Genomic DNA, 24,328 nt, shown 5'->3' with positions numbered 1-24,328 from the left:
GCGACGGCAGGGGAGCGCGCAGCGCGCTCCGCCACTAAGCCGGCCACGCTGGCCGCTGTTATCCAGCAAGAAGAATCCGGGTCGCCCCGCGCGCTCGCGGAGTTGACCACTGCCGGCGAGGCGGCGGAATTGCCCGGTGGACAAGCCGCTGCTCAATCCGCCCCGTCGCAGGCAGAACTCCCGGACGGCGAGGTCGTGCTCGCCTCCCCACCGGCGCCCCCCGTGCTGGTGTCGAACACCGCTTCACCCCATAAAGCGACGCTGGTTTCAACCGGCGCGCAGCCCCTGGCAGCATCCCTCGGTGCGCAGCCTCCGCATCCGACTCGCAGCGCTCTTTCCAGCGATCCTATCCAGACGAGGAGACTCATGCATCGCGCCACCAAGATTGTCGCTACCATCGGACCGGCTTCCAGCACGCCGGAAATCCTCCTGCAAATGATTCAGGCAGGACTGGACGTGGTGCGGCTCAATTTCTCGCACGGCACCGCCGACGACCACCGCCAGCGCGCCGAATTCGTGCGCGAAGCGGCCCGCCAGGCCGGCCGCGAAGTCGCCATCATGGCCGACCTGCAAGGCCCGAAGATCCGGGTCGGCAAATTCGAAAACGGCAAGACCACGCTGATCGCGGGCAACCCGTTTATCCTCGACGCCGACTGCGAACTCGGCAACGATGATCGCGTCGGCCTCGACTACAAAGACCTGCCGCGCGACCTGAAACCGGGTGACGTGCTGTTGCTCAACGACGGCCTGATCGTGCTGAACGTGGTCCGCGTGCTCGGCAGCGAGATTCACACGACCGTGAAGATCGGCGGCGAACTGTCGAACAACAAGGGCATCAACCGCCAGGGCGGCGGCCTGACGGCGCCGGCGCTGACCGCGAAAGACATGGAAGACATCCGCACCGCGATGTCGATCGGCGTGGATTTTGTCGCGGTATCGTTTCCGAAGAACGCGACCGACATGGAAATGGCCCGCCAGCTCGCGAATATCGCGGGCGCGCCATACGGCATCAAGCCGAAGATGATCGCGAAGATCGAGCGTGCGGAAGCGATTCCGGCGCTGCAAGGTATCCTCGACGCGTCGGACGGCATCATGGTCGCGCGCGGCGATCTGGCTGTGGAAGTGGGGAATGCCGCAGTCCCCGCGCTGCAAAAGCGCATGATCCGGATGGCGCGCGAATCGAACAAGTTCGTGATTACCGCGACCCAGATGATGGAGTCGATGATTTACGCGCCGGTGCCGACCCGCGCCGAAGTGTCGGACGTCGCCAACGCCGTGCTCGACGGCACGGACGCGGTGATGCTGTCGGCGGAATCGGCGGCGGGCAAGTACCCGGTGCAGACCATCGAAACGATGGCGGCGATCTGTCTCGAAGCCGAGAAGTCGGAAGAGTCGGAACTGGACAAGGATTTCCTCGACCGCACGTTCACCCGGATCGACCAGTCGATCGCGATGGGCGCGCTCTTCACGGCCTATCACCTGGGCGCGAAGGCGATCGTCGCGTTGACCGAATCCGGTTCGACCGCGCTGTGGATGTCGCGCCACTCGACCCACGTGCCGATTTTCGCGCTCACGCCGCGGGTCGGCAGTGAACGGGCCATGGCGCTGTACCGCAACGTGACCTCGCTGCATCTGGACACCAACACCGACCGCGACACCGCGTTGCAACAGGCGTTGGAAACCGTGGTCCGCAAGGGTTACGCGGCGCGCGGCGACATGGTGGTGCTGACCGTCGGCGAGCCGATGGGGCAGGCCGGCGGCACGAACACGCTGAAAATCGTACGGGTCGGTGAACCGTATTGATCAGGCAGGAGACTGCACGATCGGCACAGGCTTGATCGAGCGAAGCAGGCTGCATCGCCCCGCGAGAGGCGGCGCACAGACTCCGGGCGCGCGTGCGGCGAATGCACGCCGGGTGCTTTAGGGAATGTGTGAGCGGGTAGGTGGTTTACTTCGCGATAAAATCGCCCAAAAGATGCCGGCGGTACAGAATTCTTTTCAATCTAAGGAGTTACAGCATGCCTCTCGTATCAATGCGTCAACTGCTGGACCATGCTGCCGAAAACGGCTACGGCCTGCCGGCATTCAACGTGAACAACCTGGAGCAGGTGCAGGCGATCATGGCGGCGGCCGACAAGGTCAACGCCCCGGTCATCATGCAAGCTTCGGCCGGCGCGCGTAAGTACGCGGGCGAGCCGTTCCTGCGCCATCTGATCGAAGCAGCGGTCGAGTCGTATCCGCATATTCCGGTCGTGATGCACCAGGACCACGGCCAGTCGCCGGCAGTCTGTATGGCGGCGATCCGCAGCGGCTTCACCAGCGTGATGATGGACGGTTCGCTCGAAGCCGACGGCAAGACGGTCGCTTCGTACGAATACAACGTCGAGGTGTCGCGCAAGGTGGTTGAAGCGGCGCATTCGATCGGCATCACGGTGGAAGCGGAACTGGGCGTGCTCGGTTCGCTGGAAACCATGAAGGGCGACAAGGAAGACGGCCACGGCGCGGAAGGCACGATGACCCGCGAGCAACTGCTGACTGATCCGGAGCAGGCTGCGGACTTCGTCAAGCTGACCCAGTGCGACGCTCTGGCGATCGCCATCGGCACCTCGCACGGCGCGTACAAATTCAGCAAGAAGCCGACGGGCGACATTCTGTCGATCCAGCGCATCAAGGAAATTCACCAGCGCATTCCGAACACCCATCTGGTGATGCACGGTTCGTCGTCGGTGCCGCAGGAGCTGCTCGCGGAAATCCGCGAATTCGGCGGCGACATGAAGGAAACTTACGGCGTGCCGGTTTCAGAGATTCAGGAAGGTATCAGGAACGGCGTGCGCAAGGTCAACATCGACACCGACCTGCGTCTGGCGATCACCGGCGCGATCCGCCGCTACATGGCGACGAATCCGGGCAAGTTCGACCCGCGCGATTACCTGAAGCCGGCGCGTGAAGCCGCGATGAAGATCTGTATCGAGCGCTATACGCAATTCGGCTGCGAAGGCCAGGCCGGCAAGATCAAGCCGGTTTCGCTTGATAAAATCGCGGAGAAGTACAAGTCGGGCGAGTTCGCGCAAGTCGTCCGCTAAGCTGTCAATAAGCTCTGCGCCTGGCCGTTCGGCCAGGTTGTCGTTAGATCGCCGTTCCCGCATCATCCGGGGAACGGCGTTTCCCTTTTGTTCCGGTCACACTTTTTGCCTCACTTTTAGCGAACCACGACGATGTCTACCCTTTACGAATCCACGCTCCGCTCGCTGCCGCTGCTCGGCCGCGGTAAAGTCCGCGACAACTATGCGGTGGGCAACGACCAGTTGCTGATCGTCACGACCGACCGTCTGTCGGCGTTCGACGTCATCATGGGCGAGCCGATTCCGAATAAGGGCCGCGTGCTGAACCAGATGGCCAACTTCTGGTTCGACAAGCTCCAGCACATCGTGCCGAATCACCTGACGGGCGTGGCGCCCGAATCCGTGGTGGCGGCAGATGAAGTCGAGCAGGTGAAGGGCCGCGCCGTAGTGGTGAAGCGCCTCGAGCCGATTCTCGTCGAAGCGGTGGTGCGCGGTTATCTGGCCGGCAGCGGCTGGAAAGACTATCAGGCAACCGGTGCGGTTTGCGGCGTGGAGTTGCCGCCGGGGCTGCAAAATGCGCAAAAGCTGCCCGAGCCGATTTTCACGCCGGCAGCCAAGGCCGAAATGGGCCACCACGACGAAAACATCACCTACAACGAGATGGAACGCCGCATCGGCACCGAACTGTCGGCCACGATCCGCGACATCTCGATCAAGCTGTACAAGGAAGCGGCTGACTACGCGGCCACGCGCGGCATCATCATCGCGGATACGAAATTCGAGTTCGGCTTGGACAATCACGGCAAGCTGTACCTGATGGACGAAGCGCTGACCGCCGATTCGTCGCGCTTCTGGCCGGCGGATCAGTACCAGGTCGGCACCAACCCGCCGTCGTTCGACAAGCAGTTCGTGCGTGACTGGCTGGAAACCCAGCCGTGGAAGAAGGAACCGCCCGCACCGAAGCTGCCGGACGACGTCGTCACGAAGACGGGCGAGAAGTATCAGGAAGCGCTCGAACGCCTGACCGGGCAGAAGCTCGCTTAATCCCGGTTATCGCGCCGCTCGAGAGACAAGGAAGCCGTAAGATGAGTGAAGTCCAGACCGCCCATACGCATAGCGCGCCTGTTGTCGGCGTGCTGATGGGGTCCAGTTCCGATTGGGAAGTGATGAAGAACGCCGTGGCGATCCTGCAGGAATTCGGCGTGCCGTACGAGGCGAAGGTCGTGTCCGCGCACCGGATGCCCGACGAGATGTTTGCGTATGCGCAGAGCGCGCGCGAGCGCGGCATTCGCGCGATCATCGCGGGCGCGGGCGGCGCCGCGCATCTGCCGGGCATGCTGGCCGCCAAGACCACGGTGCCGGTGCTCGGCGTGCCGGTGGCGAGCAAGTATCTGAAGGGTGTGGATTCGCTGCATTCGATCGTGCAGATGCCCAAGGGCGTGCCGGTCGCGACGTTTGCGATCGGCGAAGCGGGCGCGGCGAATGCGGCGCTGTTCGCGGTGTCGATCCTGAGCGGCACGAGCGCCGAGTATGCAGAGAAACTGGCAGCGTTCCGCGTGCGTCAGAACGAAGCGGCCCACGCGATGGTGCTGCCTGCGCTGTAAGCGCAAAGGCTGATTGCTTTTAGACGTCCCCATGTCTGACCCCCGGCCGGGCGCGCGTGCACGAATTGCACGAATGCATGCGCACCCGGCCGCGACCAACCACTAAGATGAACCCAGACAACACACCGGTTTCACCGATTCTGCCCGGCGCATGGCTTGGCATGGTCGGTGGCGGCCAGCTCGGCCGCATGTTCTGCTTTGCCGCCCAGGCGATGGGCTATCGCGTCGCCGTGCTCGACCCGGACGAAAACAGTCCGGCGGGCGCCGTCGCCGACCGCCATCTGCGCGCGTCTTACGACGACGAAGCGTCGCTTACCGAACTCGCGCGGCTGTGCGCGGCGGTGTCGACCGAATTCGAGAACGTGCCGGCTGCGAGCCTCGACTTTCTCGCGAAGACCACCTTCGTCAGCCCGGCTGGCCGTTGCGTCGCGGTGGCGCAGGACCGGATCGCCGAGAAGCGCTTTATTGCGTCGTCGGGCGTGACGGTGGCGCCGCACGTGGTGATCGAATCGTCGGATGCGCTTGCCGCGCTCGACGATGCGAAGCTCGAAACCGTACTGCCCGGCATCCTCAAAACCGCGCGCCTCGGCTACGACGGAAAAGGCCAGATTCGTGTGCGCAACGCCGAGGAAGTGCGCGAGGCGCATGCATCGCTGGCGGGCGTGCCGTGCGTGCTGGAAAAGCGCTTGCCGCTGAAATTCGAAGTGTCCGCGCTGATTGCGCGCGCGTCGAGCGGCGCGTCGGTGGTGTATCCGCTCGCGCAGAACACGCATCGCGACGGCGTGCTGTCGCACACCATCGTTCCCGCGCCGGATGCGAGCCCGACGCTGGTTGCCCAGGCGCAGCAAGCCGCGCTGCAAATCGCCGACAAGCTCGGCTATGTGGGCGTGTTGTGCGTCGAGTTCTTCATTCTGGAAGACGGTTCGCTGGTGGCCAACGAAATGGCGCCGCGTCCGCACAATTCCGGCCACTACACCGTCGATGCCTGCGCGACCAGCCAATTCGAACAGCAGGTGCGCGCGATGACCGGCATGCCGCTCGGCGACACACGTCAGCATTCGCCGACGGTGATGCTGAACATTCTCGGCGACGTCTGGTTCCCGGACGGCCCGAAGCGCGCGGCGGTCACGCCGCCGTGGCACGAAGTGGCGGCGATGCCGGCGGCGCGATTGCATCTGTACGGCAAGGAGGAGGCGCGTTGCGGCCGCAAGATGGGTCACGTGAACTTCACCGCCGCGACGCTCGAGGAAGCCCGCACGTCCGCTCGCGATTGCGCGCGGCTCCTGCATATCCTCAGGAGCTGACGCGAGCGCCATGCCGGATCAAACCAAACCCTCCGAGGGCGCTGTGAGCGCTGCGCAGATCGAGCACGCGGCAGCGTTGCTGGATGCCGGCGAGCTGGTCGCGTTTCCGACTGAGACCGTCTATGGTCTGGGCGGCGACGCCGAGAGTCCGGAAGCGGTCGCGCGCATATACGTGGCGAAGGGGCGGCCGGCGAATCATCCGGTGATCGTGCATCTGGCGCCGCAGGGCGATCCGCACTACTGGGTCGAGCATTTGCCTGCCGAGGCGCAGCGCCTGATCGACGCGTTCTGGCCGGGGCCGCTGACGTTGATTCTGAAGCGCGCCGCGAGGATTCCGGCGGCGGTGAGCGGCGGACAGGATTCGGTGGGGTTGCGGTGTCCGTCGCATCCGGTTGCGCAAGCCTTGCTGGAGGCGTTCAGCGCGTTGCGCGGCGGGCATGGTGGTGTGGCTGCGCCGTCGGCGAATCGTTTTGGCCATGTCAGTCCGACTACGGCGCAGCATGTGCGGGACGAGTTTGGCAGCGCGATTCATGTGCTGGACGGTGGCGCGTCGGATGTCGGGATTGAGTCCACGATTCTGGATTTATCGCGGGGGTTTCCGGCGCTGCTGAGGCCCGGGCGGGTGACGCCGCAAGACATTGCCGATGTGCTCGGCGAGGCGCCGCGATTGGCGGATGGTTCGGATGCGACCGCGCCGCGGGCTTCCGGGACTTTGAAGGCGCACTATGCGCCGCAGACGCCGTTGGCTTTGTTGCCGTTCGATGCGCTTGAGCCTTTGCTCGCTGCGCGGCAGAGCGGCGAACGCGTGGCGTTGGTGGCGCGGGTTTCTCGCGCTGGGCGGTGGGTGGATGCGGATGGCGTGCATTTCATTGCCGCGCCTGAGGATCCGCATGTTTATGCGCGCGAGTTGTATGGCTTGCTGCGCGCGCTGGATCGAGCGAACGTGTCGCGGATTCTGATTGAGAAGCTGCCGGATACGATCGAGTGGATCGCCGTCAATGATCGGCTCGGGAGAGCGGCGGCTGCTTTTGAAGCACAAAGTTGAGGTTTTTTGCGCGTAACGCCTGGCCGGGTTGTTTGCCTGCGGCGTTGGTTTTTATTGATTCTTTTTGCCTTCGCGGCGCTTTGGGTTGTGCGCCGTAGACCGACAGTCCATCGCGCCGCTGTGCGGGCAAAAAAGCAAAAACGCCCAGCCAACCAGATAGCCGGGCGTCCCGCGAAACAAAAATCTCGCCGCCGCGTAGCGGCAAAACCCAAACTATTTCCCAAGCCCGCTGGCAGCGACCTGCGACTGCACATACTGTGCAAAAAGCGCGTGCACATGCGTAGTCGGGTGCACCGTATCAGCAAACATATAAGTCTGGTCCGCGCCCGCGACCGTATACGTCTGCGGGGAACAGAACAATGAACGAGCAAACGCCGTCGGATCAGGCTCGCCAAACTTCGCCGCAGCCTGCGCCATGGCAGTCAAATTGCACGCCGTGTCCGTGTTCGTCACCGTAAAGCCGCTGGCCGCGGCATTGGCCATCAAGTTGTCCTGCCACGTAAAAGCATCGATCGGAATGACTTTGCTGTAAATGCCGGCCTGCTGCAATGCACCGAAAAACGCGGCGTTGTAGACCTGCGTGATGCCCGTCATCAAAGCCGGTGCCTGTGCGCCCAAAGTCTTGACCTCCTGCAGCGCCAGCGGCGTCGAGCCGATATCCGGCACATTCGACACCACCACATGGGTCGCGCCGCTCTGCAAGATCACGCCGACCTGTTGAGCCAACGCAGCCGCCACCGGCCCAAGCGTCTTGAGCGTTTCCGTTTGCACGGCCAACTGGCTGCTCATGCCGCCCGCGATGTCCGTCGTGATCGCGGTCGCCAGCGCCGGGAGTTGCGTGAAGATGTCGTTCGCGCCGCCGTTCACCAGCACCAGCTGATTCGAATTGAAGCTGCCGTGCGCGCTCAGATAGTTCTGCACCTGCGTGACAATCGGCACCGTGGTGGCCTGCGCGTAACTCGGCTGGCCAGCCGGCGCATGACCCGGACCGTTCGGGTCCACCACACGCGCGCCGCCCTGCGCATAGCCAAGACCGGAAGTGTTCACGAGCGGCTGGCCAAAGCCGCCGAGCGCCGCCGCCGTCAGCGTGTCGCCATAGTACTCGGCAACCTTTTGCGTCCACACTTCGCCAGGGTTGGTCGTGAAGCGGCCGCCGCCGAAGTTCGCCAGGATCACCGGCGCATACGTGCCGACGTCCGACAAGCTGTCGCCGAACGACACGACCTGCAATTTCACACCGCCAGCAGGCGTGCTGCTGCTCGAGCTGTTGTTATCGCTGCTGCCGCCGCAAGCCGCGAGCAGCGCAAACGCGGCACTGGCGATAGCGATCTGCGTGACGCGTACGAAACTGCGCTTCTTCGATGCTGTTTGTTTCATGTTGACTGCATCTCCTCGTATGTTTGGCCCTTGTGCCATGTGCTGCAGGCAGCGCCCGCCGCGTCGGCGGCGTGGCGACAGCTTACAGAATCTTCTACGGCCTGCGCGACGTTCGAAACGCGGCCGTATTGTTCTCATTGATGCTGGTTTCTTTGCCCGATACCGCAGACCTGGCGGCGCGGCGTGCGTGATAATCCGCAGCCCATGCGGGCGGCGCGAACAGTGCGCGCAATTTATTGCGCCAGCCACGCACGGCTTTCTGCATCAGTGCGAGCGCGGCGTTGCAGAGCGTGTCGCGCCAGCTATAGAGCCGCGCGCCGGGGCGCGTGCGCCGCAGGTGCCGCGCCTCCCAGCCGATGCATGCGAGAAAGACTGGCGCCATGGCGAGCAGCAGCAATTCGGCATCGAATTGCATCGGGTCTTCCTCCGTGGTCCCTGGCCGCTGCGCTTGCCGCAGCGGACGTTGTCGTTATCGTTTGATTGGGCCACGCCCGCGCGGCCGTAACCGGCGCGCAGCTCATGCACCGCGCATTGCGGTTTCCGCGCGCCCTTCAAACACTGCCCGACAGCGTACACGCTCGGACGCGTTGCCGCGTGCGGCTTCGCTAGAAGGAATCCTCAATGGGCTCCGCGCTTGTGCGGGTTTTTCCTGGGCTTGCTGCGCGTCGGGTCAGCGGCTTCCGCAAGCGGTTGCGTGAAACCCTGAGCGGGGCCCTGATACACCCATTCGAGCAACGCGTCGTGCGCGGCGCGCGCGGCTTCCGAATGCGAGTCGTTGATCAGGCTGACGACGACATAGCTGTTGCCGTCCGCCGACGCGACATAGCCCGCGATCGCCCGCACGTCGCGCAGCGTGCCGGTCTTGATGTGCGCGTTGCCGCCCGCGCCCTGGTTGGCCAAGCGGTTGCGCATCGTGCCGTCGACGCCCGCGATCGGCAGCGACTCGACGAATACCTGAGCCACCGGGCTCGCGTTGGCCCGCTGCAGCAGATCGGCGAGCGCGAGCGCGGTGACGTGCTCGTCGCGCGACAGGCCCGAGCCGTTGTCGAGCGTCAGGTACTCCATGTTGATCGCGTCGCGGCGCAGGAATGCCTGGATCGCGCGCGCCGATTTGGCCGGCGTGGCGGGCGGCTGTTCTTCCGTCGCGCCGATCGTCAGGAACAGGTTGCGCGCCATCGTGTTGTTGCTGAACTTGTTGATGTCGCGAACGATGTCGGACAGCATCGGCCCCTGGTGCGTCGCGATCAGGCGCGCGCCGGTGGGCACCTGGCCTTCGCGGGTTGCGCCGCTGAAGGTGCCGCCGGTTTGCTGCCACAGCGCGAGGAAGCCGCCCGCGAAGAACGCGGAGTGATCGAGCACGGCAACGTTGATCGTGCGCGGGCCGCAGCGCACCGAGTAGTCGCCGTTGAACGACGCCACCACCGTGCCATTCGGCTGCGGCGTGACGCTCGGCGAGACGGAGGCTGCGTCGCCGCGGCAGGGGCCGTTGACCGCGCGCATCTGATTGTCGATCTGCAATTGCGCGAGCGCAGGCAGCACGTCGATCGCGACGCTGCCGTCCGGCGACGGCGTCAGCGTGAACGACAGCGATTTGAACGCATACAGCAGAGGATCGGGGCCGACGTTGTACGGCGCGGTGGTGTCGTCGTCGAAGGGCGGCAGGTCGCGCGTCGAGGCGTCGAAGTAGCGTTTGTCGAGCACCAGCGCGCCGTCGAGGCCAGTGATACCCGCCTTGTGGATCTTCTGCACCAGATCGATCAGTTCTTCGGGCACGAGCTTCGGATCGCCGGTGCCCTGAATGTACAGATTGCCGTGCAGCACGCCGTTGCCGTCCACCGTGCCGTCCGCGTAGGCGCTGGTGCGCCAGCGATAGTCCGGGCCGAGCATCGACAGGCCGGAGTAGGTGGTGACGAGTTTCATCGTCGAGGCGGGCATCATCGGCTTACCGGCGTTCAGCGCGACGATCGGCGTGCGGTCGCCGACCTTTTCGACCACCACGCTGATCGACGACAACGGCACGTGAGCGCGCTGCAAGCCGGCCATCACGGATTGCGGCAGAACCGTGCTGACGTTGACGCTTGGATGCTTCGCCTTGACGCGGGCCTGAGCGGACAGTGGCAGCGCCGTGCCGCAGGCGAGTGCGGCGCAGGCGAGCAGCAACGCCGCCGTGCGCGGCGCGAACCGGCGTGGCGTGGGACCGGCAGTGGCACAACGGAGCGGGCGCGGCGCCACATGGCGTGTGAGAGAAGACAGGAAAGCGTGCGTCATGGACGGGCGAAAAAGCAGGATTTCAGGGCGTAGAGCACGGGCATTCATTCAGCCGCGCGACGCAAAGCGCCCATTGTAGAGACATGCCGTGAGGCTGCGGTGAAAAAGCGTCGTGCGACGCGCACCTCGGGGGCGGGCGCTAGAATGCGGCATCAATGAATGTTTCAGGACCGTACTGCCATGCGCATTTTGCTAGTCGAAGACGACCGGATGATTGCCGAGGGCGTGCGCAAAGCGCTACGCGGCGAAGGCTTCGCGGTCGACTGGGTGGAAGACGGCGAGGCGGCGCTGAGCGCGGCGGCCAGCCAACCTTACGATCTGGTGCTGCTCGACCTCGGCCTGCCCAAACGTGACGGCCTCGACGTGCTGCGTACGCTGCGCGCGCGCGGCCATGCGCTGCCGGTGCTGATCGTCACCGCGCGCGACGCGGTCGCCGATCGCGTCAAAGGCCTCGATGCCGGCGCCGACGATTACCTCGTCAAACCTTTCGATCTCGACGAACTCGGCGCCCGCATGCGCGCGCTGATTCGCCGGCAATCGGGCCGCAGCGATTCGACGATCCGCCACGGCAATCTGACGCTCGATCCGGCCTCGCATCAGGTTACGCTCGACGGCGCGCCGGTCGCGTTGTCCGCGCGTGAATTCGCGCTGCTCGAAGCGCTGCTCGCACGGCCGGGCGCGGTGCTCTCGAAGAGCCAGCTCGAAGAAAAGATGTACGGCTGGGGTGAGGAAATCGGCAGCAATACCGTCGAGGTCTACATTCACGCGCTGCGCAAGAAACTCGGCGCGGATCTGATCCGCAACGTGCGCGGTCTCGGCTACATGATCGCGAAGGACGCCTGAGCCGATGCGTTCGATTCGCCGTCAATTGTTGTTCTGGCTGCTGGCGCTGGTGCTGCTCGGCGTCGGCATTGCGGGTTGGCTGATTTACCGGCAGGCGCTCGCCGAAGCCAACGAACTGTTCGATTACCAGCTGGAGCAGATCGCCGCGGCGCTGCCGTCGGAACCATTCTCGCAAGTGCTCGGTTCGCGCGACACCGGCGACGAAGGCATCGTGCTGCAAATCTGGAATCGCAACGGCGTGCTGATGTACTACTCGCGTCCGCGTGCGCCGCTTGCGCCGCGTGCCGAACTCGGCTTTTCCACCGAGCATACCGACCGTGGGGATTGGCGCGTGTACGGCGCAATCGTCGGCGATAACGTCGTGCAGCTGGCGCAGCCGGTGTCCGTGCGCAACCGGCTGGCGGCGAATGTCGCGCTGCGCACCTTATGGCCGCTGATCGTGTTGCTGCCGCTGATGGGCCTTGCGGTGTGGATGATCGTCGGGCGCGGGCTCCGGCCGCTGCGGCGCGTGACGAGCGCGCTCGACGCGCGTCGCCCGGAAGCGTTGGATCCGTTGCCCGATCAGGGCCTGCCGCTCGAAGTGCAGCCGCTCGTGCGCGCTCTGAACGGCCTGCTCGAGCGGCTCGCCACCGCGCTCGACATTCAGAAAGCTTTTGTCGCCGATGCCGCGCACGAACTGCGCACGCCGCTCGCCGCCGTGCAGATTCAATCGCAACTGGTGGCGCGCGCGAAAGACGATACGGCGCGCAATGAAGCGCTCACCGATCTGCAAGCCGGCGTCACGCGCGCGACGCGTCTTGCTGAACAGTTGCTGGCGCTCGCGCGTTCGGAGCCGGACGGTCTGACCGTCAGCGACGCGATCGATCTGCGCGCGCTGCTGCGTGACTGCGTCGCGGCTTACGCGCCGCTTGCGCAGAATCGTGGCGTCGATCTCGGCATCGAGGCGAGCGAGGCGGCCAGGGTGACCGGCGACGCCGACGCGCTGCGTGTGATGTTCAACAACCTCGTGGACAACGCGACCAAGTACACGCCGCGCAGCGGCCGTGTCGACGTCAGCCTGCATGTGGAAGACGGGCACCCGGTGGTGCGGATCGCCGACAGCGGGCCGGGCATCGAGCCGTCCGAACGCGATCGCGTGTTCGATCGTTTCTATCGCGCCGGCGCCGGCGCGAACCGCGTGCGCACCGACGTGGCGGGCACCGGCCTCGGCCTCGCGATCGTGCGCCGCATCGCCACGCAACACCACGCGGCGGTGACGCTCGACGAGTCGCGGGCGGGCGGATTGCAGGTCACCGTTCGCTTCTGAACGTGCAGCTTCCTGTAGGGAAAGAGGCTTAAAACAGCCTTAAAACCGGGCTAAATCAGGGCTCAAGCGATCTGGCGCTGCTTAAGACTCTTTTAAGCGATGCCACGTACGCTTCGTGACATCCAGAAGCCTCTCTCTCCCAGTCAGGAGTACACGATGAACGCGAAAACCTTGTCCCGTAGCGCTATAGCAGTAGCGCTCGCCGTTGCGCTGTCCGCCGGTTATGTGGCGGGACATCGCGACGTTCCCGCGCCGCAGGTCATCACGCCGGCGCAAGCCGCGATGATGCCCGCCGAAGCCGCCGCGAAAACAGGCATTCCCGATTTCTCCGGGTTGGTCGAAACCTACGGCCCGGCCGTCGTCAACATCAGCGCAAAGCATGTGGTCAAGCAGGCCGCGCTGCGTGGCAACGGCGGCGGTAACGGTGGCGGCGGCAATCAGTTGCCGATCGATCCGAGCGATCCTTTCTACCAGTTCTACAAGCACTTCTTCGGCGGCGTGCCGGGCATGCAGGGCGGCGACGGCGGCGATGCGCCGGATCAGCCGAGCGCGAGCCTGGGCTCGGGATTCATTGTCAGCAATGACGGCTATATCCTGACCAATGCGCACGTGGTGGACGGCGCGAACGTCGTGACCGTGCGGCTGACCGACAAGCGCGAATTCCGCGCCAAGGTGGTCGGCGCCGACAAGCAGTCGGACGTCGCCGTATTGAAGATCGACGCGAGCAGCCTGCCGACCGTGAAGATCGGCGACCCGCGTCAAAGCAAGGTCGGGCAGTGGGTGGTCGCGATCGGCTCGCCTTACGGTTTCGATAACACCGTGACCTCGGGCATCATCAGCGCGAAGTCGCGCTCGCTGCCTAACGAAAATTACACGCCGTTCATCCAGACCGACGTGCCGGTCAATCCGGGCAACTCGGGTGGTCCGCTGTTCAATCTGCAAGGCGAAGTGATCGGCATCAACTCGATGATCTACTCGCAGACCGGCGGCTTCCAGGGCCTTTCGTTCGCGATCCCGATCAATGAGGCGATCAAGGTCAAGGACGATATCGTCAAGACCGGCCACGTGAGCCGCGGACGGCTCGGCGTCGCGGTGCAGGGCATGAACCAGACGCTCGCCGATTCGTTCGGGATGCAGAAGCCGCAAGGCGCGCTCGTCAGTTCGGTCGATTCGGGCGGTCCGGCCGCCAAGGCCGGCTTGCAGCCGGGCGACGTGATCCTGTCGGTGAACGGCGAGCCGGTGGGCGACTCGACGGATCTGCCGTCGCAGGTCGCGGGTCTCGCGCCGGGCAGCTCGGCCACCGTGCAGGTGTGGCGCGACAAGGCCACCAGGGATCTGAAGGTGACCATCGGCTCGCTGTCGGATGCGAAGCTCGCCTCGGACAAGGCCGATCAGCCGGCGCAGTTGCAAGGCCGTCTCGGCGTGGCAGTGCGGCCGCTCACGCCGGAAGAGAAGAACGGCGCGTCGGTGTCGCACGGTCTGCTGGTGCAGCAATCGGGCGGGGCGGCTGAAAGCGCCGGCATCCAGCCGGGCGACGTGATTCTCGCGGTCAACGGCCGTCCGGTGACGAGCGTCGATCAGCTGAAGCAGATGATCGCCGGCGCCGGCAACAGCATCGCGTTGCTGATCCAGCGCGACAATGCGCAGATCTTTGTGCCGGTCGATCTTGGCTGATTTTTGACCTGACTTTGGCCTGCTTTTGGTCTGATGGTTGGTCGAAGTTTTGGCCCGGCTTCTGGCCAATTCTCTGACCAATTCGCCAAGGTTCATGAAGTAACGCTTGCCGGTCTGTTGCACTTACTGCCGACAGACCGGCTTTCTTTTACCGCTTCGGGCGCCATCGAAAATCTCGCCGAGCGCCACCCGGCGCGGCGAAGCAGCGGTTTGAGCGCGATGCGACCAGCTTGTTGGCATGCAGGTTGCGTCTTCTGAGTCAATCCGGCCCTCTCCAGAGGGACCGGATGGCGAGAACCTTAAAGGGAGCGAACCGATGAAAACCCAACGCAATCAGCGAAGGATCGTAGCCGCTGCGGTATGCGCAGCGCTCACGCTCGGTCTGGCGGGCGGCGCTTATGCGCAGCAGGCGAGCGAAGTGGCAGGCGGCACGACCACCGATGAAACTAGCGCCGGCAACGCCAACGGTGGCGGCCTGCCGCAAATTCAGCAGCAGGGCGACGTATCGTTCGTGTCGGGCGGCGTCGGTCTCGACGAATCGAAGGCGTTGCAGCAGGCGCAAAACCTGTGGCCGCTGTCGTTGCGTTTTACGGGCCCCGGCTCCGACTATCTCGCCGACGTCCACGTGCGGGTGGTCGATGCCCATAACGGCGAGGTGCTGAGCGCCACGTCGCGCGGACCGTACATGCTGGTCAAGCTGCGCCCGGGCCGCTACACCGTTCACGCGCAATACAAGGATCGCGACCAGTCGAGGGCGGTGACAGTCCCTGCCAAAGGCAGCGCCAAGGCTGCGTTCTACTGGAATATCCAGTAATCGCCTGGTTTTCCTGACCTTTTGCCGTACGGATCGTCCGGCAAAGCGCAGGAAGGCCGCGCAATCGGCCGGAGTTTGGCTGATAATGAAGCCGCGGGTGCGCCCCGCGGCTTTTTTTGTTTGCACGACCACACATCATCACGGAGCCGAGACATGAGCGATGCCTTGACACCTCACGGAAGCCCAAGCCCAAGCCCAAGCCCGGGCGCCGGCGCAAGCTCGGGCGGGCACACCGTCGTCATTACCGGCAACCACCACCGGGTTCGTGTGATTCACGGCGGCGTCACGATGGCCGACACGCAAGCAGCCTTGACGCTCGCCGAAACCGGTCTGCCAGACGTGTTCTATTTTCCGCGCGCCGACGTGAACATGGCGCGGCTCGAACGGTCCACGCATACTTCGCATTGCCCGTTCAAGGGCCATGCTTCGTACTTTCATTTGCGCACCGAAGACGGCCTGATCGAAAACGCCGTGTGGACCTATGAGACGCCGCTCGAAGCGGTGCAACAGATCAAAGGGTATCTCGCGTTTTACGCATCGCGCGTCGACCGTATCGATCAGACATCCTGATCCCGCAGTCGCGCGTTCATCGGGGAGGCTGTCATGGAACTGAACGACGCGTTGAGAATTCCGCTCGCGCCTTCCGACGTTTGGGACGCGTTGCAGGATCTCGCTTTGTTACGTGCCAGCCTCGACAACTGCGAGTCGTTCACGCGGCTTGGCCGCGGCGAATATGCGTTGACCCTGACCGTGCCGCTTGGACCTTTGCGCGCGCGTTACGAAGCGCGCGCGCATGTCGCCGGCCAGGACTCCGGGCCGGCGGAGGCGCAGCGCCGCACCATCAACTTCAAGGCTCGCGCCGAGGGCATCGGCTCGCTGCGCGGACAGATCGAAGTCAGGCTGCGCGCGGAAGATGCCGCGCTCGGCATCGGCAGGGAGCGCGGCACGCGGATCGATTACACGATCTGGGCGACGTCGTCCGGGCCGCTCGCCGAGCTGCCGACGCGGCAGCTCGAAAACGCGCTGCATCACCTCGCTGACGACTTTTTCACCGAATTCGGCGCGGTTGTCCGGGCCAAGCATGGGCAAGGGCCGAACCGCGCGCGCGGTTCGTCGGCGCGCCGTCAGCACGTCTTTTTACGGCCGATCAATCTCAGCGGCATCGCGCGGCGTCCGCGCCCGCCTGAGCATGGCAATACGCTGACCGGGCGCGCCGCCAGCGCCTCGCACGGGGTTTCGCATCGCGAGCCCAATCCGCATGCGGTCCCTTACTGGGCGTGGGCGGCGATGATTTTTCTGGTCGCGCTGCTGCTGTATGTAGCGCGCTGGGTCAGCGAGCACTGACGGCGCGGCTTGGCGCGGATCGACTCAACTCGCCGGCGCGCTGCTGCCGCTCCGCTGCCGTGTTGCTGTCGTGTCGCTGCCGCGCTGCTGCCTTGTTGCTGTCGCGCCGGCGCGACTACGAAATCCCGGTGACTCGCTACGAAACGCTGTTGGCTGCGTGGGGCCTTTGCGGCCCCCGCAGGCTCTCACGCGTCTCCATATACGCGTTCATACGCCGCGAAACTCGCGCCGCCACGCGGACGGCGAAGTGCGGAACGCCTCCGCGAAATGCTGCCGCAACGAGGCCGTCGAGCCAAAGCCCGCGATTCCCGCAATTGCTTCGATCGACTTGTCCGTGCTTTCGAGCAATTGCTGCGCGCGGGCGAGCCGTTGCGACAGCAGCCACGCGCCGACGGTCGTGCCGGTAGCGAGACGGAAGCGGCGCGTGAAGGTGCGGCGGCTCATCAGCGCGCGCTCGGCGAGCGAGTCGAGCGTGTGCGGCGCGTCCAGATTTCCGCTGACCCAATCGAGCAGGCCCGACAACCGGTCGCCGCGCACGTTCGGCGGCACAGGCTGCTCGATGTATTGCGCCTGGCCACCCTGCCGATGCGGCGGGACCACGAGTCGGCGCGCCACATGGTTCGCTGCCTGCGCGCCGCACATCTTGCGCAGCACGTGCAGACAGCAGTCGAGTCCGGCGGCAGTGCCCGCTGAGGTCAGCACGTTGCCGTCGTCGACGTAGAGCACGTCGGGGTCGAGGCGCACGCGCGGATAGCGGCGCGCGAAATCGTCGGCCCATGCCCAATGGGTGGTCGCTGGCCGCTCGTCGAGAATGCCGGCGGCGGCCAGCACGAACGCGCCCAGACACAAGCCGACCAGCTGCGCGCCACGTGCATGCGCGGCCCGCAGTGCATCGAGCAGGGCCGCGGGTGGCGCTTCGTCCGGATCGCGCCAGCTCGGCACGATGATCGTCTGGGCATAAGCGAGCGCTTCGAGCCCATGCGTGACGGCGATCGAGAAGCCGGCGGTGGTGGTCAGCGCGCCCATCTCAGCCGCGCACACGCGAAAATCGAAGTCGGGCAAGCCGCCGCCGCTGCGGTCCTCGCCGAAGACGACGCAAGGCACCGAAAGATGGAACGGGCTGATGCGGTTGAACGCAACCACCGCGACGATGTGGCGAGGCGCGGCGGCCGCGTCGGCTGATAAAGAGATCGGTGCCGTCATCTGCCATCCCATGAAATTCAACGATGGCCCGATTCTAGCGAATCTTGTCATTTGGGTCACTGTCCGTAAGACTGCGGCAAGCGAACAATGCAGTCATCGCCGCTGCCTGTTCAGCGCCCATCCCGGGCCACGCAGCGCGAGCCTTATCTGACAGGAGTCTTGCCATGACCACACCACGCCGCGCGCTGATCGTCATCGACGTGCAGAACGAATACGTGACGGGCGATCTGCCGATCGAATACCCGGATGTGCAAACCTCGCTCGCCAACATCGGCCGCGCGATGGATGCGGCGCGTGCCGCCGGCGTGCCGGTGGTGGTCGCGCAAAACTTCGCGCCGGCCACCTCGCCGCTGTTCGCGCGCGGCAGCGACGGCGCGGAACTGCATCCGCTGGTGGGCACGCGCGCTCGCGATCACTACGTGGAGAAGTCGCTGCCGAGCGCCTTCACCGGGACCGATCTGGCTGACTGGCTCGCCGCGCAGCAGATCGACACGCTGACAGTAGTCGGCTACATGACGCACAACTGCGACGCCTCGACCATCAATCACGCGTTGCACATGGGCCTCGCGGTCGAATTCCTGCACGACGCGACGGGCTCGGTGCCGTACGAAAACAGTGCGGGCTTTGCGAGCGCGCAGGACATTCATCGGGTATTCAGCGTCGTGCTGCAGTCGCGCTTCGCGGCGGTGGCGAGCACGGAGCAATGGATCGCGGCAGTGAAGGGCGGGACGCCGCTCGAACGCAGCAATATCTACGCTTCGAACCAGAAGGCGCGCGCCAGCCAGGCGGCGGTGTGAAGCGGTGGCGGCGTGAAGCCGTAACTCATCCTATAGCGGCACCCACATAGCGGCACGCGCAGGCACGCGTAAACGGCGGCGGGCGGGTTGCGTGAATGCACACCCGCCCGCCGCCTGGAATCCACCGTATCTATCTAGGTAGCTGACCGATCGGAGCGCCGCGCCGCATGGTCCTTGCGCAGCGCCGGGCTCAGCCGCAGCGCGTCGAACATCCCTTCGACCATCTGCTCCGCATGCGCGGCGAAATCGGTGGCGTCCGGCAGAAACAGCATGTCGCGCAGCGCACCGCCGACGAACGCATGCACCATCGACGCCGCCAGCTTCGTGTCGAGGTCGGCCGGCATTTGCCCTTTGGCGATTGCGTTGCGCAGACCGGTTTCGATTTTCGTGAGCGCTTCGCGCATGTTGGTCTGATACCGGGCCATCACCGGGCCCATATCTTCGACGAACTCGCATTTCAGAAACAGGATGTCGAACACGCGCCGGCGGCGCGGGTCGTTCGTGGTGTCGCGCAGACAGACCGTGCAGATTTCCATCAGGCGTCCGAGCGGGTCGGGCTCATTCGGGTCTTGCGCGGCGGCCTTGAGTTCGTCCAGCGGCAGCAGCACGCGGTCGAACATCTCGGTAAACAGATCGCCTTTGTGCGCGAAATGCCAATAAATCGCGCCGCGCGTGACACCGGCGGCTTGCGCAATGTCGGCCAGCGACGTGCGCGATACACCCTTCTCGAAGAATACCCGTTCGGCCGCGTCGAGAATGCTGTTGCGCGTCTCCTGCGCCTCTTCCTTGGTTCTTCTGACCATATTGGTGTGATCTTTCGTGATTGTGGGGTTTTCCCGAGCGGTTTTAAGTGCGCTCAATGACAATCTGTCTTTAGTTAACCGTTTTGTGAGTCGATCTTGCAGGCCCTCGCCCACAAGAGACGCAAACGCACTTTTACATGCATTCGTGAATGTATATATAATAGCATCCCACGATCGGATAGCCCAAGCCGTGACGACCAGTTAATATCCGTCACTGTTGCCTTTCAAAACGCTCTTATGCCGTGCCCGGACGGGCGGCGTCGTGCGGCATTTCCCCGGTATGGCGCATTTCTCTCAGGATGCCCCTGCAGGTTCGGTTTGCATCCACGGGTTTCCGGTCAGGCGTCGCAAGACGCATGTTGCGCTGTCGTCTCCGGGGTGGGGATGCGCGCACTTTTTCATTCTCAGTCATTGACAGAGGTCGCTCCATGCGCGTCGAACGGGTTCCATTCCGCTTAATCTGTGCCGCGACGGCTGCCGTATTGCTGGCAGCGTGCGGACCAAAACAATCGGCCCCGCCGCAACAAACGCCCGAAGTGGGCATCGTCACCGTCCAGCCGACGACGGTGCCCGTCGTCACCGAATTGCCCGGCCGCACCAGTGCGTTCCTCGTCGCGCAAGTGCGCGCACGGGTCGACGGCATCGTGCTGCGCCGCGAGTTCACCGAAGGCAGCCAGGTCAAGGCCGGCCAGCGTCTGTACAAGATCGATCCGGCGCCGTACATCGCGACGTTGAACAACGCGAAGGCGACGCTTGCCAAGGCGCAGGCCAACCTCGTGTCGACCACCGCGCAAGCGAACCGCTACAAGGTGCTGGTCGCGGCCAACGCGGTCAGCAAGCAGGACTACGACAACGCGGTCGCCGCGCAAGGCCAGGCAGCGGCTGACGTAGCCGCCGGCAAGGCCGCGGTCGACACGGCGCAGATCAACCTCGGCTATACGGATGTCGTCTCGCCGGTGACGGGCCAGGTCGGCATCTCTCAGGTAACGCCGGGCGCGTATGTGCAAGCGAGCGCGGCCACGCTGATGTCGACGGTCCAGCAACTCGACCCGGTTTATGTCGACCTCACGCAATCGAGCCTCGACGGCCTCAAGCTGCGCCGCCAGGTGCAGGAAGGCCGCCTGAAGACGAACGGGCCGGACGCCGCGAAGGTCACGCTGATTCTTGAAGACGGCCGCACCTACCCGGAGAAGGGCAAGCTGCAGTTCACCGACGTCACGGTCGACCAGGGCACCGGTTCGGTCACGATCCGCGCGATCTTCCAGAACAAGGACCACGTGCTGTTGCCGGGCATGTTCGTGCGCGCGCGCATCGACGAAGGCGTGAACGACCGCGCGATCGTCGTGCCGCAAACGGGCATTACGCATGATCCGAAGGGCCAGCCTACTGCGTTCGTGGTCGGTCAGGACAACAAGGTCGCCGTGCGCCAGCTGGTCACGTCGTCGACGTACGGTCCGAACTGGGTGGTCGAAAGCGGCCTGAACCCGGGTGACCGCGTGATCGTGCTCGGTACCGACAAGGTGCGTCCGGGTATGGCGGTCAAGACGGTTCCGGCGCAACTGCCTGCATCCGGCACTGCGGCTGAAGGTGCGCCGGCGGCAAGCGGCGCCCAGACGGCCCTGGCCCAGCCGGCCTCCGCTGCATCGGCCGCGCAATAACAGGGAGCCTGTTACATGGCAAAGTTCTTTATTGATCGCCCGATTTTTGCATGGGTGATCGCCATCATTCTGATGCTCGCGGGCATCGCGTCGATCTTCAGCTTGCCGATCGCGCAATACCCGACCATCGCTCCGCCGGGGGTGCAGATCAGCGCCGTCTATCCGGGCGCGTCGGCGAAGACGGTGGAAGACACCGTCACGCAGGTGATCGAGCAGCAGATGAGCGGCCTCGACCACCTGCTGTACCTGTCGTCCACCTCGGACGACTCCGGTACGGCGACCATCACGCTGACGTTCGCGGCCGGCACGAATCCGGACATCGCCCAGGTGCAGGTGCAGAACAAGCTGCAGCTCGCCACGCCGCTTCTGCCGACAATCGTGCAGCAGCAAGGGATCAACGTCACCAAGTCGAGCAGCAGCTTCCTGCTCGTGCTGGCGTTCACTTCCGAAGACGGCAGCATGAACAGGACCGACCTCTCGAACTACGTGGCGTCGAACGTCAAGGATCCGATCAGCCGTCTCGACGGCGTGGGCACCGTGACGCTGTTCGGCACGCAGTACGCGATGCGGATCTGGCTCGACCCGGTGAAGCTGAACAACTTCGGTCTGACGCCGGTCGATGTCCAGACCGCGCTGCAGGCGCAGAACGTTCAGGTGGCGGGCGGCTCGCTCGGCGGCACGCCTTCGGTGCCGGGCCAGATGCTGCAGGCGACCATTACCGAGGCGACGCTGCTCAATACACCTGCGCAGTTCGGCAACGTGCTGCTGAAGGTGAACCAGGACGGCTCGCAGGTGCGCATCAAGGACGTCGCGCGCATCGAGCTGGGCGGTGAAAACTACAACTTCGACACGCACTACAACGGTCAGCCGACCGCCGGTCTCGGCATTCAGCTCGCGACGGGCGCCAATGCGCTGCAGACCGCGAAGAACGTGAAGGCGAAGATCGACGAGCTGTCGAAGTATTTCCCGCACGGCCTCGTCGTGAAGTACCCGTATGACACGACGCCGTTCGTGCGCCTGTCGATCGAAGAAGTGGTGAAGACGCTGCTCGAAGGTATCGTGCTCGTGTTCCTCGTGATGTACCTGTTTCTGCAGAACCTGCGCGCGACGCTGATTCCGACGATCGCCGTGCCGGTGGTGCTGCTGGGTACGTTTGCGGTCATGAGCGTGGTGGGTTTCTCGATCAACACGCTGTCGATGTTCGGTCTCGTGCTGGCCATCGGCCTGCTGGTGGACGATGCGATCGTGGTGGTGGAGAACGTCGAGCGGGTGATGGCCGAAGAGGGGTTGTCGCCACGCGACGCAACCCGCAAGGCGATGGGCCAGATCACCGGTGCGCTGATCGGCGTGGCGCTGGTGCTGTCGGCGGTGTTCGTGCCGGTCGCGTTCTCGAGCGGCTCGGTCGGGGCGATCTACCGGCAGTTCTCGCTGACGATCGTGGCGGCGATGGTGCTGTCGGTGCTGGTCGCGTTGATTCTCACGCCGGCGCTGTGCGCGACGATCCTCAAGCCGATCCCGCAGGGTCATCACGAAGAGAAGAAGGGTTTCTTCGGCTGGTTCAACCGGACTTTCGAAACGAGCCGCGACAAGTATCACTCCGGCGTGCATCACGTGATCAAGCGCTCGGGCCGCTGGCTCATCATCTACCTGGTGGTGATCGTCGCGGTGGGCATGCTGTTCGTGCGGCTGCCGAAGTCGTTCCTGCCGGATGAAGACCAGGGGATCATGTTCGTGATGGTGCAAACGCCGGCCGGCTCGACGCAGGAGCGCACGGCGCACGCCCTCAAGGACGTATCGGACTACGTGCTGACGCAGGAAAAGGACATCGTCGAATCGGCGTTCACGGTGAACGGCTTCAGCTTCGCGGGCCGTGGTCAGAATGCCGGTCTCGTGTTCGTGAAGCTGAAGGACTACGCGCACCGCCAGCACGCGAACCAGAAGGTGCAGGCGCTGATCGGCCGGATGTTCATGCACTTCTCGTCGTACAAGGATGCGCTGGTGTATCCGGTGAATCCGCCGTCCATTCCGGAACTGGGTACGGCGTCGGGCTTCGACTTCGAGTTGCAGGACCGTAGCGGTCTGGGCCACGCGAAGCTGATGGAGGCGCGCAACATGCTGCTCGGCATGGCGGCGAAGGATCCGTCGCTGGCGCTCGTGCGTCCGAACGGCCTGAACGATACGCCGCAGTTCAAGATCTCGATCGATCACGAAAAGGCGGCTGCGCTGGGTGTGTCGCTGTCGGCGATCGACCAGACGTTCTCGATCGCGTGGGCCTCGCAGTACATCAACAACTTCCTCGATACCGACGGCCGGATCAAGAAGGTGTACGTGCAGGGCGACGCGCCGTTCCGGATGAATCCGGAGGACCTGAGCAACTGGTACGTGCGCAACACCGCAGGCGGGATGGCGCCGCTCAGTTCGTTCGCTTCAGGCATCTGGACTTACGGTTCGCCGAAGCTCGAACGCTACAACGGCATTTCCGCGGTCGAAATCCAGGGTGCCGCTGCCGCTGGCAAGAGTACCGGCCAGGCGATGTCGGCCATGGAAGCGATCGCGGCGAAGCTGCCCGCGGGTATCGGCTACGAATGGACGGGTCTGTCGCTGCAGGAACGCCAGTCCGGTTCGCAGGCGCCGATTCTGTACGGCATCTCGATCCTCGTCGTGTTCCTGTGTCTCGCCGCGCTGTATGAAAGCTGGTCGATCCCGTTCTCGGTGATCATGGTGGTGCCGCTCGGCGTGCTGGGTGCATTGCTCGCCGCCACGCTGCGCGGGCTCGAGAACGATGTGTTCTTCCAGGTGGGTCTGCTGACCACGGTGGGGCTGTCGGCGAAGAACGCGATCCTGATCGTGGAATTCGCCCGCGAGCTGCAGCAGAGCGAAGGCATGGGGCCGATCGAGGCCGCGCTGGAAGCGGCGCGCCTGCGGTTGCGCCCGATCCTGATGACCTCGCTCGCGTTCATTCTCGGCGTGATGCCGCTCGCGATCAGTAACGGCGCGGGTTCGGCCAGCCAGCACGCGATCGGTACCGGCGTGATCGGCGGGATGTTGACGGCGACCTTCCTCGCGATTTTCATGATCCCGATGTTCTTCGTCGTGATCCGCGCGAAATTCGGCGGTGAGAAGGAAGACCCGGATGCGGCGCTCGCACATTACAACCAGCACCATCCGCATGATCCGCAGGGTGGCGGGTCGGCTGGTGAAGGCTCGGGCAAGGACGGACATTGAG

Annotated in this window: 19 protein-coding genes and 1 pseudogene; 15 read left to right on the top strand and 5 right to left on the bottom strand. The window is 64.5% G+C overall.

Features of this window, described 5'->3' with window-relative positions:
• The first annotated feature begins 366 nt into the window (after positions 1-366).
• The 6 genes from pyk (at position 367) to AC07WT_RS17725 (ending at position 7,015) form a co-directional block, all read left to right on the top strand.
• The gene (gene pyk, locus AC07WT_RS17750) at positions 367-1,803 is read left to right on the top strand and encodes a pyruvate kinase (protein WP_492590425.1); all 1,437 of its coding nucleotides are present in this window, start codon (positions 367-369) and stop codon (positions 1,801-1,803) included.
• A 215-nt stretch (positions 1,804-2,018) separates the two neighbouring features.
• Positions 2,019-3,083, top strand: coding sequence for a class II fructose-bisphosphate aldolase (gene fba, locus AC07WT_RS17745; RefSeq protein ID WP_492590426.1), 1,065 nt, complete (start codon positions 2,019-2,021; stop codon positions 3,081-3,083).
• A gap of 132 nt (positions 3,084-3,215) precedes the next feature.
• Positions 3,216-4,106 (top strand): phosphoribosylaminoimidazolesuccinocarboxamide synthase, encoded by an 891-nt coding sequence (locus AC07WT_RS17740; RefSeq protein ID WP_492590427.1) that lies wholly within the window; start codon positions 3,216-3,218, stop codon positions 4,104-4,106.
• 41 nt (positions 4,107-4,147) lie between these two features.
• Entirely contained in the window at positions 4,148-4,666 is a 519-nt protein-coding gene (gene purE, locus AC07WT_RS17735) for a 5-(carboxyamino)imidazole ribonucleotide mutase (RefSeq protein WP_492590428.1), read from the top strand.
• A gap of 107 nt (positions 4,667-4,773) precedes the next feature.
• Complete coding sequence (locus AC07WT_RS17730; RefSeq protein ID WP_494947950.1) at positions 4,774-5,970, top strand: 5-(carboxyamino)imidazole ribonucleotide synthase; 1,197 nt, start codon at positions 4,774-4,776, stop codon at positions 5,968-5,970.
• A 10-nt stretch (positions 5,971-5,980) separates the two neighbouring features.
• A complete protein-coding gene (locus AC07WT_RS17725; protein WP_494947949.1) occupies positions 5,981-7,015 on the top strand; it encodes an L-threonylcarbamoyladenylate synthase in 1,035 nt (344 codons plus the stop codon).
• Between the two features lie 213 nt (positions 7,016-7,228).
• On the opposite strand, the gene AC07WT_RS17720 is transcribed toward AC07WT_RS17725, so the two are convergent.
• The 3 genes and pseudogenes from AC07WT_RS17720 to dacB form a co-directional block, all read right to left on the bottom strand.
• Entirely contained in the window at positions 7,229-8,392 is a 1,164-nt protein-coding gene (locus tag AC07WT_RS17720; protein WP_494947948.1) for an SGNH/GDSL hydrolase family protein, read from the bottom strand.
• A gap of 190 nt (positions 8,393-8,582) precedes the next feature.
• Positions 8,583-8,807: pseudogene (locus AC07WT_RS17715) on the bottom strand (sterol desaturase family protein); the annotation flags it as partial.
• Positions 8,808-9,010: 203 nt separating this feature from the next.
• A complete protein-coding gene (dacB, locus tag AC07WT_RS17710) occupies positions 9,011-10,660 on the bottom strand; it encodes a D-alanyl-D-alanine carboxypeptidase/D-alanyl-D-alanine endopeptidase (RefSeq protein WP_494947947.1) in 1,650 nt (549 codons plus the stop codon).
• Between the two features lie 180 nt (positions 10,661-10,840).
• Between dacB and AC07WT_RS17705 the strand changes: the two genes are divergently transcribed.
• From AC07WT_RS17705 to AC07WT_RS17680, 6 genes are all read left to right on the top strand, one after another.
• Positions 10,841-11,503, top strand: a complete 663-nt coding sequence (locus AC07WT_RS17705; RefSeq protein WP_115098934.1) for a response regulator — start codon at positions 10,841-10,843, stop codon at positions 11,501-11,503.
• Positions 11,504-11,507: 4 nt separating this feature from the next.
• The gene (locus tag AC07WT_RS17700) at positions 11,508-12,809 is read left to right on the top strand and encodes an ATP-binding protein (protein ID WP_492590433.1); all 1,302 of its coding nucleotides are present in this window, start codon (positions 11,508-11,510) and stop codon (positions 12,807-12,809) included.
• A gap of 156 nt (positions 12,810-12,965) precedes the next feature.
• A complete protein-coding gene (locus tag AC07WT_RS17695) occupies positions 12,966-14,483 on the top strand; it encodes a DegQ family serine endoprotease (RefSeq protein ID WP_494947946.1) in 1,518 nt (505 codons plus the stop codon).
• Between the two features lie 316 nt (positions 14,484-14,799).
• The gene (locus AC07WT_RS17690) at positions 14,800-15,297 is read left to right on the top strand and encodes a carboxypeptidase regulatory-like domain-containing protein (protein ID WP_494947945.1); all 498 of its coding nucleotides are present in this window, start codon (positions 14,800-14,802) and stop codon (positions 15,295-15,297) included.
• Between the two features lie 153 nt (positions 15,298-15,450).
• Positions 15,451-15,867 (top strand): DUF427 domain-containing protein, encoded by a 417-nt coding sequence (locus AC07WT_RS17685; RefSeq protein WP_494947944.1) that lies wholly within the window; start codon positions 15,451-15,453, stop codon positions 15,865-15,867.
• A 33-nt stretch (positions 15,868-15,900) separates the two neighbouring features.
• Positions 15,901-16,641, top strand: coding sequence for an SRPBCC family protein (locus tag AC07WT_RS17680; RefSeq protein WP_494947943.1), 741 nt, complete (start codon positions 15,901-15,903; stop codon positions 16,639-16,641).
• A gap of 207 nt (positions 16,642-16,848) precedes the next feature.
• Here AC07WT_RS17680 and AC07WT_RS17675 read toward each other — a convergent pair whose 3' ends face one another.
• Positions 16,849-17,844 (bottom strand): helix-turn-helix domain-containing protein, encoded by a 996-nt coding sequence (locus tag AC07WT_RS17675; protein WP_494947942.1) that lies wholly within the window; start codon positions 17,842-17,844, stop codon positions 16,849-16,851.
• Between the two features lie 164 nt (positions 17,845-18,008).
• On the opposite strand from AC07WT_RS17675, the gene AC07WT_RS17670 reads away from it, so the two are divergent.
• Positions 18,009-18,641 (top strand): cysteine hydrolase family protein, encoded by a 633-nt coding sequence (locus AC07WT_RS17670; protein ID WP_494947941.1) that lies wholly within the window; start codon positions 18,009-18,011, stop codon positions 18,639-18,641.
• Between the two features lie 134 nt (positions 18,642-18,775).
• Here AC07WT_RS17670 and AC07WT_RS17665 read toward each other — a convergent pair whose 3' ends face one another.
• Positions 18,776-19,444, bottom strand: coding sequence for a TetR family transcriptional regulator (locus AC07WT_RS17665; protein ID WP_494947940.1), 669 nt, complete (start codon positions 19,442-19,444; stop codon positions 18,776-18,778).
• 428 nt (positions 19,445-19,872) lie between these two features.
• Between AC07WT_RS17665 and AC07WT_RS17660 the strand changes: the two genes are divergently transcribed.
• Together AC07WT_RS17660 and AC07WT_RS17655 are read left to right on the top strand one after the other, a co-directional pair.
• A complete protein-coding gene (locus AC07WT_RS17660) occupies positions 19,873-21,102 on the top strand; it encodes an efflux RND transporter periplasmic adaptor subunit (RefSeq protein WP_494947939.1) in 1,230 nt (409 codons plus the stop codon).
• Between the two features lie 15 nt (positions 21,103-21,117).
• Positions 21,118-24,327 carry an efflux RND transporter permease subunit gene (locus tag AC07WT_RS17655; RefSeq protein ID WP_494947938.1) on the top strand — a complete coding sequence of 1,070 codons (3,210 nt, stop codon included), beginning with the start codon at positions 21,118-21,120 and terminating at the stop codon, positions 24,325-24,327.
• Position 24,328 lies beyond the last annotated feature (1 nt).

This window comes from Paraburkholderia sp. GW821-FHT02A12 (assembly GCF_059422005.1).
Note: the sequence above shows the minus strand (reverse complement) of the source record. Positions and strands in the feature narration are given on the sequence as shown.

What these genes read in the sequence shown, in the direction of transcription:
- AC07WT_RS17740 (WP_492590427.1), top strand. Translation starts at nt 3,216, where the DNA reads ATGTCTACCCTTTACGAATCCACGCTCCGCTCGCTGCCGCTGCTCGGC.
- AC07WT_RS17705 (WP_115098934.1), top strand. Translation starts at nt 10,841, where the DNA reads ATGCGCATTTTGCTAGTCGAAGACGACCGGATGATTGCCGAGGGCGTG.
- AC07WT_RS17685 (WP_494947944.1), top strand. Translation starts at nt 15,451, where the DNA reads ATGAGCGATGCCTTGACACCTCACGGAAGCCCAAGCCCAAGCCCAAGC.
- AC07WT_RS17675 (WP_494947942.1), bottom strand. Translation starts at nt 17,844, where the DNA reads ATGACGGCACCGATCTCTTTATCAGCCGACGCGGCCGCCGCGCCTCGC.
- dacB (WP_494947947.1), bottom strand. Translation starts at nt 10,660, where the DNA reads ATGACGCACGCTTTCCTGTCTTCTCTCACACGCCATGTGGCGCCGCGC.
- AC07WT_RS17680 (WP_494947943.1), top strand. Translation starts at nt 15,901, where the DNA reads ATGGAACTGAACGACGCGTTGAGAATTCCGCTCGCGCCTTCCGACGTT.
- AC07WT_RS17670 (WP_494947941.1), top strand. Translation starts at nt 18,009, where the DNA reads ATGACCACACCACGCCGCGCGCTGATCGTCATCGACGTGCAGAACGAA.
- AC07WT_RS17725 (WP_494947949.1), top strand. Translation starts at nt 5,981, where the DNA reads ATGCCGGATCAAACCAAACCCTCCGAGGGCGCTGTGAGCGCTGCGCAG.
- pyk (WP_492590425.1), top strand. Translation starts at nt 367, where the DNA reads ATGCATCGCGCCACCAAGATTGTCGCTACCATCGGACCGGCTTCCAGC.
- AC07WT_RS17695 (WP_494947946.1), top strand. Translation starts at nt 12,966, where the DNA reads ATGAACGCGAAAACCTTGTCCCGTAGCGCTATAGCAGTAGCGCTCGCC.
- AC07WT_RS17720 (WP_494947948.1), bottom strand. Translation starts at nt 8,392, where the DNA reads ATGAAACAAACAGCATCGAAGAAGCGCAGTTTCGTACGCGTCACGCAG.
- purE (WP_492590428.1), top strand. Translation starts at nt 4,148, where the DNA reads ATGAGTGAAGTCCAGACCGCCCATACGCATAGCGCGCCTGTTGTCGGC.
- fba (WP_492590426.1), top strand. Translation starts at nt 2,019, where the DNA reads ATGCCTCTCGTATCAATGCGTCAACTGCTGGACCATGCTGCCGAAAAC.
- AC07WT_RS17660 (WP_494947939.1), top strand. Translation starts at nt 19,873, where the DNA reads ATGCGCGTCGAACGGGTTCCATTCCGCTTAATCTGTGCCGCGACGGCT.
- AC07WT_RS17700 (WP_492590433.1), top strand. Translation starts at nt 11,508, where the DNA reads ATGCGTTCGATTCGCCGTCAATTGTTGTTCTGGCTGCTGGCGCTGGTG.
- AC07WT_RS17690 (WP_494947945.1), top strand. Translation starts at nt 14,800, where the DNA reads ATGAAAACCCAACGCAATCAGCGAAGGATCGTAGCCGCTGCGGTATGC.
- AC07WT_RS17730 (WP_494947950.1), top strand. Translation starts at nt 4,774, where the DNA reads ATGAACCCAGACAACACACCGGTTTCACCGATTCTGCCCGGCGCATGG.
- AC07WT_RS17665 (WP_494947940.1), bottom strand. Translation starts at nt 19,444, where the DNA reads ATGGTCAGAAGAACCAAGGAAGAGGCGCAGGAGACGCGCAACAGCATT.
- AC07WT_RS17655 (WP_494947938.1), top strand. Translation starts at nt 21,118, where the DNA reads ATGGCAAAGTTCTTTATTGATCGCCCGATTTTTGCATGGGTGATCGCC.